A 13293-nucleotide genomic window follows, 5' to 3' on the forward strand; every position below is an offset into this window, starting at 1 on the left:
TCTTCCGTGTCAACGCAGGTACTGGGACAGGCCGCGGCGCACGTAGCGGCCGTGACCGGCACGGCCCGTGAACTGCCCGCCGGAGACGACGACGGACCCGCGGGAGAGCACCGTGTCGACCTTCCCGGCGATCTCGAAGCCCTCCCAGGCCGAGTGGTCGAGGTTCATGTGGTGGGTGGCGGCGCCGATCGTCGTCGTCGCGTTCGGGTCGTAGACGACGATGTCCGCGTCCGAGCCGGGGGCGATGACGCCCTTGCGCGGGTAGAGACCGAACATCCGCGCCGGGGTGGTCGCGCAGGTCTCGACCCACCGCTGCAGCGAGATCTTCCCGGTGACGACGCCCTGGTAGATCAGGTCGAGGCGGTGCTCGACGGTCCCGATCCCGTTCGGGATCTTCGAGAAGTCGCCCCGGCCGAGCTCCTTCTGCTCGGCGAAGCAGAACGGGCAGTGGTCGGTGGAGACGACGGCGAGATCGTCGGTGCGCAGCCCTCGCCAGAGGTCGTCGGCGTGCGGGGCGGTGTTCGTGCGCAGCGGCGGGGAGGCGACGTACTTGGCGCCCTCGAAGCCGGGGGCGCCCAGGTGCTCCTCCAGGCTCAGGTACAGATACTGCGGGCAGGTCTCGGCGAACACGTTGCGCCCGGCGGCGCGGGCGGCGCTGACCACCCCGAGGGCCTCGGAGGCGGACAGGTGCACGAAGTACAGCGGCGGGTTGCCGGCGACCTGGGCGAGCACGGACGCCCGGTGGGTGGCCTCGCCCTCCAGCGCCGGCGGCCTGGTCAGGCCGTGGTGGATCGGGTCGGTGTCGCCGCGGGCCAGCGCCTGGGCGACGAGGACGTCGATGGCCAGGCCGTTCTCCGCGTGCATCATGATCGTGGCGCCGGAGTCGGCGGCGCGCTGCATCGCCCGCAGGATCTGGCCGTCGTCGCTGTAGAACACGCCGGGGTAGGCCATGAACAGTTTGAAGCTGGTGACGCCCTCGTGGGCGACGAGGGAGTCCATCGCCTTGAGCGCGGCCTCGTCGACCCCACCCATGATCATGTGGAAGCCGTAGTCGATCGCGCACTGCCCCTCGGCCTTGGCGTGCCAGGCGGCCAGGCCCTCCTCGACGACCTCGCCGGTGCGCTGCACGGCGAAGTCGACGATCGTGGTCGTGCCGCCCCAGGCTGCGGCGGCCGAGCCGGTGGCGAAGGTGTCGCTGGCCGCGGTGCCACCGAAGGGCAGCTCCATGTGGGTGTGCACGTCGACCCCGCCCGGGATGAGGTACTTGCCGGTGGCGTCGATGACCCGGTCGGCGTCGACCGCCGGGCGGCCCGCGCCGCCCGTCACCGCCCCGCCGCCGGCCGCACCCCGGGCGGACGGGTCGAGCGCGGCCGGCGGGGCGAGCAGAGCGGCCACCGTCTCGCCGTCGACGAGCACGTCCGTCGGGGCCGCGCCGAGCGGTCCGACCAGCGTTCCACCCGTGATGAGCGTCCTCATGGGTCAGCTCCTCCTTGCGGCGGGCGGGGTCAGGGGGCGGTGAGGTCGCCGTAGGCGTCCGGGCGGCGGTCCCGGTAGAAGGCCCAGCGGGTGCGCACCTCGGCCAGCAGGTCCAGGTCGAGGTCGCGGACCATCAGCTCGGGCTCGTGCGCGTCGCCGGTGCCGTCGACGAAGGTGCCCTCGGGGTCGACGAAGTAGGACGTGCCGTAGAAGTCGTCGTCGCCGAGATCCTCGATCCCGACCCGGTTGATGGCGCCGATGAAGTACTCGTTGGCGACCGCCGCGGCCGGCTGCTCCAGTTTCCACAGATAGTTGGACAGGCCGCGGGACGTCGCCGACGGATTAAAGACGATCTCGGCGCCGTTCAGGCCGAGCGCCCGCCAGCCCTCGGGGAAATGCCGGTCGTAGCAGATGTAGACGCCGACCCGCCCGATCGCGGTGTCGAAGACCGGGAATCCCAGGTTTCCGGGCCGGAAGTAGAACTTCTCCCAGAACCCGGTTACGTGCGGGAGGTGGGTCTTGCGGTACTTGCCGAGAAAGCTGCCGTCGGCGTCGAGGACGGCCGCGGTGTTGTACAGCACGCCGGGCTGCTCCTGCTCGTACATCGGCAGCACCATGACCAGGCCGAGCTCGGCGGCCAATGCCTGGAAACGCTCGGTCGTCGGCCCGGGGATCGACTCGGCGTAGGCGTAGTAGGCGGGGTCCTGCACCTGGCAGAAGTACGGGCCGTAGAAGAGCTCCTGGAAACAGATCACCTTCGCCCCGTCGGCGGCGGCGGATCGGGCGTACCCCTCGTGCGCCTTGATCATCGTTTCCTTGTCGCCGGTCCAGCAGGCCTGGACGAGAGCGGCTCGAATCACCCTGGACATGCCTGCACCACCCCTGTCTCCTGACCACCTGGCCCGCCACGCGTTCACTGACGATCTGTCGTGGAAATCTGCTGTGCCAGATTTGCCGGGGGCCGCTTCCGCGCACCGTCGCGGGTCGGTCCGGCGTTGTTCGCCGTACCCCATCGCCGGTCCGCGCACGCCGGAGGATCAGTTTTGCGTGACCGCGGACTACTGCCACGCTTCAACCCGAACAATCGTCCTGTTGTTACCATTTTTTGCAGGCGGGGGACGAACGCCATACTCGAACTGATCGCCGCCGCGGTGGACGACCGCTGCGCGCAGGGCATCGCCGGGGCGGTGAGCCGGCTGGTCTCCGCCGGCAGTCCGCCCGGGGGGCCCGGCTGCCCACCGTGCGGGAGCTGGCCGCGATCCTCGGGACGAGCCCGACCACGGTGAGCCAGGCCTGGCGCACCCTGGCACGCGCGGGGGTCATCGTGCCGCGCGGGCGGGCCGGGACCTTCGTGCTGGAGAGCGCCGCGCCCACCGTCGGCGGGGCGCGGCGCTACCGGCGGGGCACCCGCAGTCCCGGACGGATCGGGCGGGACTACTCCACCGGCACGCCCGACCCGGCGCTGCTGCCCGACCTCGCCCGGATCGCTCGCGGCAACCTGACCACCAGCTATCTCGACGACCCTGTGCTGCTCGGCCTGGAGAAGGCGCTACGGGCCCGCTGGCCGTTCTCCCCCGAGGCGATCACGGTGGTCGACGGGGCCATGGATGCCCTCGACCGGGTCGCCGGCTCGCCGGTCGGCTACGGCAGCCGGGTGCTGGTGGAGAATCCCTGCTTCCCGCCGCTGCTCGACCTGCTGGAACTGGTCGGCGCGGAGGTCGTCGCGCTGGCCTCGGACGCCGACGGGGTGCGCCCCGACGCGCTGCGCGAGGCGCTGGCCACCCGCCCGGTCGCGCTGTACCTGCAGCCGCGGGCGCAGAACCCGACCGAGGTGAGCATGACCGAGCGCCGCGCCCGCGAACTCGCCGAGCTGCTCGCCGGCACCGGAGTGACCGTGATCGAGGACGACCACGCCGGCGACGTGACCCTCGCGGCGCCGGTGAGCCTCGGCCGCCACCTGCCGGCGTCCTGCGTGCACATCCGCAGCTTCTCCAAGAGCCACGGCCCGCGGACCTGCGCCGGCCGCCGTCGGCGGGGCCGCCTCGGCGCGACGCCCTGCGCGGATCTACTCCACGCCGCCGCGGATGAGCCGGGCGGTCTCCCGGGCGATCCGGCTCAGCGACTCCTGTGGCAGCTCGGCTTCGGCGGTGGAGGCGCCGACCCGCGGTCCCGGGCGCAGGCCGAGGTAGACGGCCGCGGCGAGGGCGGCACCGATCGCCGGCGCCAGGATGAACAGCCAGAGCTGTCCGAGCGCCCAGCCCCCGACGAAGACGGCCGGGCCCAGCGAGCGGGCCGGGTTCACCGAGGTGCCGTCCAGCGGCATGCTGATCAGGTTGCACAGGACGAGGACCAGCCCGATCGCGAGACCCGCAAAGCCGAACGGCGCCCTGACGTCGGTGGCGCCGAGCACCGTGAACACCAGCAGCGCGGTGAGCAGGATCTCGACGAGGAAGACGCCGCCGAGGCCGTAGCCGCCCGGCGAGTGCACGCCGTAGCCGTTGGCGCCGAGCCCCTGTAGGCCGGGCGAGTACCCGAACGGCCCCGCGTCGGCGAGCAGCCAGACCGTGCCTGCGGCGACGATCGCGCCCACGCACTGCGCCGCGGCGTAGCCGAGCGCGTGCCTCGGCTCGATCTTCCGGCACAGCAGCAGCCCGAGGGTCACGGCCGGATTCACGTGGCAGCCGGAGACCGGCCCGATCACGTACACCAGCACGAGCAGCGACAGCCCGAACGCCAGCGCGACCCCGAGCATGCCCACGGAGTCGCCCGCCAGCACGGCCGTCCCCACCCCGCCGAGGACCAGCACGAACGTTCCGAGACCTTCGACCAGGTACCTGCGCACGCGGCACCCCCTCCGCAGCCGGTGAACACATCCATCTAGTTACCCCATGCACACGAATGGTTTCACAGGGTCCCCAACCCCGCCAGATGATCATGTGCCAGCCATCGGTGGACGGGCCGGATGTGCCGCGACGGGCCCGACGCGCGCCCATACTCGCGCCATGGCCACGGCACCGGCTGCGCCCGGCGACGACAGCGGCAGGGACGACGGCGACGACAACGGCGGCGACGGCGACGGCGACGGCGGCGGCGGCGTCGGCGTCGGCGTCGGCGTCGGGCTCGAACCGGGCGCGGCGCTCGCCGGGGAGGCGGCGCGCTACGCGCGGCTCGGCTGGATGCGGGCGACCTCCGGCAACCTCTCGGTGGTCGTCGGGACGGATCCCGTGCGGATCCTCGTCACCGCGAGCGGCCTGGACAAGGGCACCCTCACCGCGGCCGACGTCGTCGAGCTGGACGGCGCCGGGGCGCCGACGGGGCGGGTGCCGACGCGGCGGCCGTCGGCGGAGGCCGTCCTGCATGCCCGGCTGATCGGGCTGACCGGGGCCGGGGCGGTCGTCCACCTGCACACGGTCGCCTCGGTGCTGGCCGCCGACCGGTTTCCGGCCGGGTTGACCCTGCGCGACCACGAGATGCTCAAGGCGCTGGGTCGCGCAGCCGACGGGGATCCGGTCCGGCTGCCGGTCGTCGCGAACAGTCAGGACATGGCCGTGCTCGCCGGGCGGGTGAGCGCGGCGTGGGAACCGGCGACGCCCGCGGTCCTCGTCGCCCGGCACGGGATGTACGTCTGGGGCGCCGACCTGCTCGCCGCCCGGCACCGGGCCGAGGCCGTGGAGTGGCTGTGCGAGTGGGCCGTGCGCACCGCCGGGCAGGCGGTCAGTCGACGGCGGGGATCGACCCGCCGGGCCTGGCGCCGTCCTCGGTGACGAGGAGGCTGACCAGGTGGGCGGGGGTGACGTCGAACGCGGGATTGAAGCCGCGGACGCCCGGCGGGGCGGTCGCCCGGCCGGCCAGCGCGAGCACCTCCGCGCCGTCGCGCTCCTCGATCGGGATGTCCGCCCCCGACGGGGTGCCCGGGTCGATCGTCGAGCGCGATGCGGCGACGACGAACGGGATGTCCGCGTAGGCGCAGGCCAGCGCGATCCCGACCGTGCCGACCTTGTTCGCGACGTCGCCGTTGGCGGCGATCCGGTCGGCGCCGACCAGCGCGACGTCGACGAGACCGCGCAGGATCGCCCCCGCGGCGGCGCCGTCGGCCTGGATCCGGCAGTCGATGCCGGCCCGGGCGAGCTCCCAGGCGGTCAGCCGGCTGCCCTGCAGCAGCGGCCGCGTCTCGTCGACGTGGACGACCTCGACCGCGCCGCGGGCGTGCAGCTCGCGGATGATGCCGAGCGCGGTCCCCCAGCCGGCCGTGGCGAGCGAGCCGGTGTTGCAGTGCGTCAACACCCGCAGGGGGCGCCGGGTGGTCCGGGCGAGCACGCCGTCGGCACCGTGCCGGCCGATCGCACGATTGGCGGCCTCGTCCTCGGCGGCCAGCCGCTCGGCCACCGCCAGCACGGCCGGCAGGCCGTCGTGGATCCGCCGGACGGCCGCGTCGACGCCGGNGGCGAGCGCCAGCGCGGTCGGCCGGGCGGCCCTCAGGCGGCGCAGCGCCGCGTCGAGCTGCCCGGGTTCCCAGCCGTCCCGCTCGGCGCTGCGCAGCGCGAGCGCGACGCCGAACGCCCCGGCGACCCCGAGTGCGGGCGCCCCGCGCACGGCCAGCCGGCGGATCGCGGCGACCAGCTCGTCCGGGTCGTTTACCTCCAGGTGGACCAGCGCCTCGGGCAACGCGGTCTGGTCGAGCAGGCGCAGCGAGGTGCCGGTCCAGACCAGCGGCCGCGGCTCGGGCTCACCGGCATCCACCATGATCGGACCGTAACCGATACCCGCGCGGCGCGCACGGCGAAACGGCCGGGATGCACCCACCCGGCACCACCGGCACACCGGCCTTGACCCGCATCCCGGCCCGGCGGAACATTGGGAGGCGATGACGTATCTCACGACGTGGACGGCCGATACCCGGCCGCGCCTTCTCGAGGAAACCACCGATCCGGCGCGGATCGCGGCGGTATTGGCCGGAATTTCCGTGCGTTTCGAGCGGTGGCCGCTCGCGCCCGGGCTGCCGGCCGGCACCGGAGCCGAGGAAATTCTCGCCGCCTACCGCTCGCGCATTGACGCGTTGACCGCCGCGGAGGGATTCGTCCTCGTCGACGTCGCCGCCCTGCATCCGACGGGGGCGGCGAACTGGCGCGAGGTCGCGGCCGCCGCGCGGGAGCGTTTTCTCGCCGAGCACACCCACGACGACGACGAGATTCGGTTCTTCGCGGCCGGCAGCGGTGTGTTCTACCTGCACGTCGACGAGCGGGTGCAGGCGGTGCGCTGCGAGGCCGGCGACCTGATCAGCGTGCCGAAGGGGACGACCCACTGGTTCGACATGGGCGTCGATCCTGATTTCGCCGCGGTCCGGTTCTTCCGCGCCGAGGACGGCTGGGTCGGCGCCTTCACCGGCAGCGACATCGCCACCCGGATTCCGGATTTCGACGCCCTCGCCCGGCGGGCCGCGAGCGCCGCCCAGCCGAGGGCGGGGAAGGCGGCCGCGGCCTCGTGAGCGCGCCGCGCCTGACCGCCGAGCTCGCCCTGCTCGACATCGAGGGGACGACCAGCGCCACCGCCGCGGTGCTGGGCACCCTGTTCCCGTACGCCCGGGCGCGGCTGGGGTCGTGGGTCCGCGAGCACGGCGACGACGCCGAGGTGCGGCGGATCGTCGGCGAGGTGCGGTCGTTGCTCGGCGACGCCGACGCGCCGGTGGAGCGGGTCGTCGACACGCTCGCGCAGTGGAGCGACGACGACCGCAAGGTGGCGCCGCTGAAGGCGCTGCAGGGCCTGATCTGGGCGGCGGGTTTCGCCGCCGGGGACCTGACCGGCCAGCTGTTCGGCGACGTCGCCCCCGCCTTGCGGCGCTGGCGCGCGGCGGGGGTCCGGCTGGCGGTGTTCTCGTCGGGCTCGGCCCGGGCCCAGCGGGCCTGGTTCGCCGCGGCCCCCGAGGGTGATCTGACCAGCCTGTTCGACGGTTACTTCGACATCGACAGCGCCGGCCCCAAACGCGACCCGGCCGCCTACCGCCGGATCGCCACCGAGCTCGCCGTCCCCCCGCGACGGGGGGTGTTCCTGTCCGACGTGTCCGCCGAACTCGACGCCGCGGCGGCCGCCGGGTTCTCGACCGTCGCCGTCCTGCGGCCCGGCGAGCCGCACGGCAGCGCCGGCGGCCATCGGTGCGTCGCGTCGTTCGCCGAGATGGTGATCGACGCTGCCTGAGCGGGCCCCGCGACCGGTTCGGCCGCGACCCGCCCAGCCGCGGCCCACCCAGCCGCGGCCCAACCAGCCAAGACCCAACCAGCCGCGACCCGCTCGGGCCGCGGCTCAGCCCACGGTTCGCTCAGCCACGGCTTTCGCGGGCATTGGCGGACAGCGCGCCGAGATCGGGCGGCCAGTCGGCGAGGTCGGGTCCGGGCGCCGGGCCGGGAGGGCGGCGGATCGCGCCCCGCCCGGTTGCCCTGCGGGCCGTGGGCTGGACGGGAATCTGGTCGCCGTACTCCAGGTAGCCGGCCCGGCGCGGGGTTCGCCGCAGGCGGGCGGCCGCGGCGACGCGGCGGGCGTGCAACGGCGGGAGCAGCCGGTCGACCTCGTCCACCGGGACGAAGGCGAAGTTGACGAGCTCGTCCATGTCGAGCCGGATGCGCTCGCGCCAAGAGGCGGGCAGCAGGCCGCCGTCGAAGACGAACAGCAGCATCTCCCCCTCCAGCCAGCCGTCCTTGGGGCGCGGGGCCCAGTCGACCGCGAGGAGCTCGCCGATCGGCGGGGTGATGCCGAGTTCCTCCTCCACCTCGCGCACGCACGCGGAGTACGGAGATTCACCGGGCTCGACAAAACCTCCCGGAATGTCCCACCCGGGCTTGTAGGACGGTTCGACGAGCATGACCCGGTCGTCGTCGTCGAAGAAGAGGGCGCCGGCGGCTACATAGGGCTGCGCCATCGGCGGGATCTGACCACCGGAGGCCGATCGGGTCACGGTGGGCACTCCACCGTCCACCGGATAGTCCGCCGGCCCCCCCGGCGAACGCTGTTCGCGTCCGGCGAAATGCGCTCCGTTATGGGATCCGCTTCCGTCCGTCATCCTGGAACTCTCACGATCTTCATTCATGTCCGTCCTCATCTGGCACAGGACTGACGATCAGGCCGGCAGCCACGAAGCGGACCGCCTGCGCAGCCGCATCACCGATACCCGACCACGAAATGGCCGTCCTCGCCAGTGATTCCCGGCGACCTCGTGGAAGACCACGCGCCGCAAGGATGAACTTCCAGGCGAGCATAATCGACGAGACCGCGCGTTCATTTCGTTGACATCTGCGGCGTCGGCGAGCATCCGGGACGAGCTGGTGCGCCGACTAAGGCGGGCACTGTCGACGATGCGGAAAGAGCTCGCCTTCCGACCGGACCGCGGTGAACGGTGGACTCGGCCGGAGGCCCTCCCGTGCCGCCCCGAAATGAAAATCATCGAACCTCATAAGCGGACTTTATTGCTCGATCGTGACGCAGATGCGGTTTTTTACCGAGCTTCGATCCGTGGATGCGGATGTACATCCGAAGCTGGGCCGCGGCGGCGCCCAGGCCCCTCCCGCCCGTCCGCCGACCTCACCCCGGCCGCCGGCCGACGCGACAGTGACCGCACGACCACCACGGAGACCCGCGCCGCGACCACCCGCGGGTGCCGGCCGGCCCCACCCCCGCGCCGCCAGCCGCCGGGCGATGTGATTCCCGTCATCTCCACCGATCCGCCCCAATTCAAGCATATTTCGAGCGGTTTGGTGAAGTTACTCGGGCACGAAATCATCGTGCCGGCTACCGCACAGGACCCGTCCGCCCGAGCGACCACGGAGCCGGAAAGGACTCCGGAAAACCACCGTGACGATTCATCCGCGCACCATTGGTGACCGCCTCATGCGAACAGTGGACCAACGGCTTCGCGTAGCCCCACGGGAGCGCGAATGGCGGCGGGCCGGCGGCACCCCAGCGGGGCGCGACCATCGTTCGGGCAGGTGGCGGGCGCGTCGGGTCCGCACGCCGGCCACGACGCCCCGGCCCGCCACGGCCGTCACGGTTCTCTTGCCAACACCATTAGGTTGCCCTAACTTAGCTTAGGCTAACCACAGGTGACGGATCGCACATGCGCATGCCGGAAACCGCGGCGAGGAGAGACGGAGGCAGGGTTTGCTTCCCACGTTTGTGATCGGCCTTCGGGAGGGCCTTGAGGCGTCCCTGATCGTCGGCATCGTCGCGGCCTTCCTCCGGCAGCGGGACCGCCGGGACGCCCTGCGCCAGGTGTGGCTCGGCGTCTCGCTCGCGCTGCTGCTCTGCCTCGGCATCGGCATCGCGCTGCACCTCGTGGACCGGGAGCTGCCCCAGCGGGAGCAGGAGGGGCTCGAGACGGTCATCGGACTCATCGCGGTGGCCATGGTGACATACATGGTGGTCTGGATGCGCCGCCACTCCCGGGACCTGCGGGGATCGTTGGAGTCGGCCACGGCGTCGGCGCTGGAGACCGGCTCGACCCGGGCGCTGGTGCTCATGGCCTTTCTGGCCGTGCTGCGCGAGGGGTTCGAGACGGCCGTGTTCCTCATCGCCGCGTTCAACGCGAGCACCTCGCCGGGGTCGGCCGGCGGTGGCGCGCTGCTCGGTGTGCTGGTGGCCGCGGCGGTCGGCTTCGGCATCTACCGCGGCGGCGTGCACATCAACCTGTCGCGCTTCTTCCGCGTCACGGGCTTCGTCCTCGTCCTGATCGCGGCCGGCCTGCTGGCGACCGCGGCGCACACGGCCCACGAGGCGGGCTGGCTCAACTCCGGCCAGCAGCGGACGTTCGACCTGTCGTGGCTGGTCCGCCCGGGTACACCGCTGGCGAGCGTGCTGACCGGGGTGCTGGGGTTGCAGCCTCGGCCCGTGGTCGCCGAGGTCGTGGCCTGGCTGGTGTACCTGGTACCGCTGGCCGCCTACGTCGCCTGGCCGGCCCGCCGTCGCCCGCCGGCCGGGCCCCGGCCCACGACCACCGCGGAGCGCAGCACCGAGGGAGTACCGGCCACCGACCCGGCACCCGCGGCCCAGTGACCGCCCCCAGGCCGCCAGCCCGGCCCCTGCCGCCGCGAGGGACCAGCCGCCGCGAGGGGCCAGTCACCGTAAGTATCCATTTCACTGATTCAGAAACAGAGTGGGGGCACACGTGCGCCGCGCACCTGTCGCGTATAGCGCCATCGCCGTTGTGATCGCGACGGGCGCCGTCGCCTGCGGGGGAAGTGACTCGGGCGGCTCCGGCGGGTCGGGCGCCGCCGGGGAGAAGCGAACGGTCACCGTCACGATCACCCCGAAGGGGTGTTCGCCGGACGTGTCGACGATCCCGTCGGGCCCGACCACGTTCAAGGTGGTCAACAAGGACGCGGGCGCCGTCACCGAGGCCGAGCTGATCGACGGCGACACCATCCTCGGCGAGAAGGAGAACCTCACCCCCGGCCTGTCCGGGACGTTCTCGCTGAATGTGAAGGCCGGCAAGTACCAGCTGTACTGCCCCGGCGCGGACACGGAGAAGGTCGACTTCACCGTCACCCAGGCCGCCGGCGCGACCGCCGCCGCGACCCGCAGCGCCGAGGTGACCGCGGCGCTCAACACCGCGACCACCGGCTACGCCGCCTATGTCCGCCAGCAGGTCACGGACCTGGTCACCACGACCGGGGCGTTCGTGACCGCGGTCAAGGCCGGCGACCTCGACCAGGCGGCCAAGCTCTACGCCGCGCCGCGCCTGGCCTACGAGCGCATCGAGCCCGTCGCCGAGTCGTTCGGGGACCTCGACCCCGCGATCGACTCGCGCATCGACGACGCGCCCGACGAGGCAAGCTGGACCGGCTTCCACCGGCTGGAGAAGGCCATCTTCGCCGACCGCTCGCTGGCGGGCACCGGCCCGCTCGCCGACAAGCTCAACACCGACGTCGGCAGGCTCAACACGCTCGTGGCGAAGGCGACCTTCCAGCCGGCGCAGATCGCCAACGGCGCCACCGAGCTGCTCGACGAGGTCGGCAAGACGAAGATCACCGGCGAGGAGGAGCGGTACAGCAAGCTCGACCTCGTCGACATCCAGGGCAACGTCGAGGGCGCGGACAAGGCGTTCACGCTGCTGGAGCCGGCGCTGAAGTCGCTCGACCCGAAGCTCGCCACCACCGTGCGCACCCGCTTCACCGCGATGTACAAGGCGCTGGACCCGTACAAGGAGGGCACCGGTTACGTCACCTACGACAAGGTGACGCAGGACCAGCGCCGCGGCCTGTCCCAGACGGTCGACGCGCTGGCCGAGCCGCTGTCCCAGGTCGCGGGCATCGTCGTCAGCTAGTTCGGCTCCGGCGGGAGCCGGGCCGCGGTACAGGGCGGTGCGCGGTCGGCCGCACATCGCGAAGGACCAGGTCAGAGGGCCGGGGGTCGGGCGGTCGCCCGGACCCCGGCCCATGGGAGAACCCTCTGACCCACGGGAGAAGGGGCATCTTCATGGCCGACCGGATCGCGTTGTCGCGCCGGCGGGCGCTGTTCGGCGCCGCTGGCCTCGCCGGGGCGGGCGTGGTCGCGGCCACCGCCGCGGGCTGCTCGGACGACTCGTCGACCTCGACCGCCGCGGCGCCGCGGGGCGTCGTGCCGTTCCACGGCGCACAGCAGGCCGGGATCATCACCGACGCCCAGGACCGGCTCGCGTTCGCCGCCTTCGACGTCTCCGCCGGGGTGAGCCGGGATCAGCTACGCGAGCTGCTCGCCGGGTGGACCGCCGCCGCCGCCCGGATGGCCGCCGGGCAGGCCGTCGCCGACGACGAAGCCGCGCCGCACTCGCCGCCGCGGGACACCGGCGAGGCGATCGGGCTGACCGCCGGCAACCTGACCATCACCTTCGGGGTCGGGCCGAGCCTGTTCGACGGACGCTTCGGGCTGGCCGGGCGCAAGCCCGCGGCGCTCGCCGACATCCCGCCGCTGCCCGGCGACAACCTCGACCCGCTGCGCAGCCGCGGCGACCTGTGCGTCCAGGCGTGCGCCGACGACCCGCAGGTCGCCTTCCACGCGGTGCGCAACCTGCGCCGGCTCGCCCAGGGCACCGCCGTGCTGCGCTGGTTCCAGCTCGGCTTCGGCCGGACCAGCACGACCAGCGACAGCCAGGACACACCACGGAACCTGATGGGCTTCAAGGACGGCACGAACAACATCAAGCGTGAGGACACCGCGTCGCTGGACAGGCACGTCTGGGTCGGCGCGGACGGCGACCAGGCGTGGATGCGCGGCGGCACCTACGTCGTCACCCGCCGCATCCGCATGCTGCTGGAATCCTGGGACCGCGACTTCCTGCTGGACCAGGAGCAGGTCATCGGGCGGACGAAGACGAGCGGCGCGCCGCTGGGCGCGGCCAAGGAGTTCGACCCGGTCCCGCTGAGCGCCAAGGGGGCCGACGGCGAACCGGTCGTCGCCGCGGACGCCCACATCCGGCTCGCCGCCGCGTCGAGCAACGGCGGCGCGACGATCCTGCGCCGCGGCTACTCCTACACCGACGGCGTCAACCAGGAGACCGGGCAGCTCGACGCGGGCCTGTTCTTCATCGCCTTCCAGCGCGACCCCCGCACCGGGTTCCTCCCGATCCAGCGCCGGCTCGCCGCGTCGGACGCGCTCAACGAGTACATCGTCCACACCAGCAGCGCCGTGTTCGCGATCCCGCCCGGCGTCCGCGACCCCAAGGACTTCTGGGCCAGCACCCTGTTCACCACCTGACGCCCACCGTCGCCGCCTGTCACGCCAGTACCCGTCGCGAAGGTCGGGCCCGCTGCGCGGGTGCCGTAAGGGAACTCGCCTCGCCTGGATGCCGACTACAAG

At 72.8% G+C, this 13293-nt stretch carries 11 protein-coding genes and 1 pseudogene; 7 read left to right on the forward strand and 5 right to left on the reverse strand.

Features of this window, described 5'->3' with window-relative positions; all coding sequences use genetic code 11:
• Window positions 1-9: 9 nt before the first annotated feature.
• Together hydA and FRAQA3DRAFT_RS16735 are read right to left on the reverse strand one after the other, a co-directional pair.
• On the reverse strand, window positions 10-1476 hold the full coding sequence (gene hydA / locus FRAQA3DRAFT_RS16730; protein ID WP_009740226.1) for a dihydropyrimidinase: 1467 nt from the start codon (window positions 1474-1476) through the stop codon (window positions 10-12).
• 29 nt (window positions 1477-1505) lie between these two features.
• The gene (locus FRAQA3DRAFT_RS16735) at window positions 1506-2345 is read right to left on the reverse strand and encodes a nitrilase-related carbon-nitrogen hydrolase (RefSeq protein WP_009740227.1); all 840 of its coding nucleotides are present in this window, start codon (window positions 2343-2345) and stop codon (window positions 1506-1508) included.
• Window positions 2346-2716: 371 nt separating this feature from the next.
• Here FRAQA3DRAFT_RS16735 and FRAQA3DRAFT_RS38790 point away from each other — a divergent pair.
• Window positions 2717-3421, forward strand: a pseudogene (locus FRAQA3DRAFT_RS38790) (aminotransferase class I/II-fold pyridoxal phosphate-dependent enzyme); the annotation flags it as partial.
• A 120-nt stretch (window positions 3422-3541) separates the two neighbouring features.
• Here FRAQA3DRAFT_RS38790 and FRAQA3DRAFT_RS16745 read toward each other — a convergent pair.
• Entirely contained in the window at window positions 3542-4318 is a 777-nt protein-coding gene (locus tag FRAQA3DRAFT_RS16745) for an aquaporin (RefSeq protein ID WP_009740228.1), read from the reverse strand.
• A 160-nt stretch (window positions 4319-4478) separates the two neighbouring features.
• Between FRAQA3DRAFT_RS16745 and mtnB the strand changes: the two genes are divergently transcribed.
• Window positions 4479-5240, forward strand: coding sequence for a methylthioribulose 1-phosphate dehydratase (gene mtnB, locus FRAQA3DRAFT_RS16750; protein ID WP_009740229.1), 762 nt, complete (start codon window positions 4479-4481; stop codon window positions 5238-5240).
• On the opposite strand, the gene mtnA is transcribed toward mtnB, so the two are convergent.
• Complete coding sequence (mtnA, locus tag FRAQA3DRAFT_RS16755; RefSeq protein ID WP_009740230.1) at window positions 5191-6219, reverse strand: S-methyl-5-thioribose-1-phosphate isomerase; 1029 nt, start codon at window positions 6217-6219, stop codon at window positions 5191-5193. The genes mtnB and mtnA overlap by 50 nt on opposite strands.
• A gap of 121 nt (window positions 6220-6340) precedes the next feature.
• On the opposite strand from mtnA, the gene FRAQA3DRAFT_RS16760 reads away from it, so the two are divergent.
• Both FRAQA3DRAFT_RS16760 and mtnC read left to right on the forward strand, forming a co-directional pair.
• Complete coding sequence (locus tag FRAQA3DRAFT_RS16760) at window positions 6341-6961, forward strand: acireductone dioxygenase (RefSeq protein ID WP_009740231.1); 621 nt, start codon at window positions 6341-6343, stop codon at window positions 6959-6961.
• Complete coding sequence (gene mtnC, locus FRAQA3DRAFT_RS16765; protein WP_009740232.1) at window positions 6958-7668, forward strand: acireductone synthase; 711 nt, start codon at window positions 6958-6960, stop codon at window positions 7666-7668. The genes FRAQA3DRAFT_RS16760 and mtnC overlap by 4 nt, the downstream gene beginning before the upstream one ends.
• 121 nt (window positions 7669-7789) lie before the next feature.
• Here the strand turns inward: mtnC and FRAQA3DRAFT_RS16770 are convergent, their stop codons facing one another.
• Window positions 7790-8422, reverse strand: coding sequence for an NUDIX hydrolase (locus FRAQA3DRAFT_RS16770; RefSeq protein ID WP_157467435.1), 633 nt, complete (start codon window positions 8420-8422; stop codon window positions 7790-7792).
• Between the two features lie 1199 nt (window positions 8423-9621).
• Here FRAQA3DRAFT_RS16770 and efeU point away from each other — a divergent pair.
• The 3 genes from efeU to efeB all read left to right on the forward strand — a co-directional run bounded on the left by efeU (window position 9622) and on the right by efeB (window position 13191).
• On the forward strand, window positions 9622-10512 hold the full coding sequence (gene efeU / locus FRAQA3DRAFT_RS16775) for an iron uptake transporter permease EfeU (protein WP_009740234.1): 891 nt from the start codon (window positions 9622-9624) through the stop codon (window positions 10510-10512).
• 151 nt (window positions 10513-10663) lie between these two features.
• A complete protein-coding gene (gene efeO, locus FRAQA3DRAFT_RS16780; RefSeq protein WP_198286919.1) occupies window positions 10664-11782 on the forward strand; it encodes an iron uptake system protein EfeO in 1119 nt (372 codons plus the stop codon).
• A 152-nt stretch (window positions 11783-11934) separates the two neighbouring features.
• Complete coding sequence (gene efeB / locus FRAQA3DRAFT_RS16785) at window positions 11935-13191, forward strand: iron uptake transporter deferrochelatase/peroxidase subunit (protein WP_009740236.1); 1257 nt, start codon at window positions 11935-11937, stop codon at window positions 13189-13191.
• Window positions 13192-13293 lie beyond the last annotated feature (102 nt).

Source organism: Frankia sp. QA3, assembly GCF_000262465.1.
Classification (GTDB): Bacteria; Actinomycetota; Actinomycetes; order Frankiales; family Frankiaceae; genus Frankia.

Coding starts and splice junctions, on each gene's coding strand:
- efeB (WP_009740236.1), top strand. CDS start 11,935: ATGGCCGACCGGATCGCGTTGTCGCGCCGGCGGGCGCTGTTCGGCGCC.
- mtnB (WP_009740229.1), top strand. CDS start 4,479: ATGGCCACGGCACCGGCTGCGCCCGGCGACGACAGCGGCAGGGACGAC.
- FRAQA3DRAFT_RS16760 (WP_009740231.1), top strand. CDS start 6,341: ATGACGTATCTCACGACGTGGACGGCCGATACCCGGCCGCGCCTTCTC.
- FRAQA3DRAFT_RS16735 (WP_009740227.1), bottom strand. CDS start 2,345: ATGTCCAGGGTGATTCGAGCCGCTCTCGTCCAGGCCTGCTGGACCGGC.
- hydA (WP_009740226.1), bottom strand. CDS start 1,476: ATGAGGACGCTCATCACGGGTGGAACGCTGGTCGGACCGCTCGGCGCG.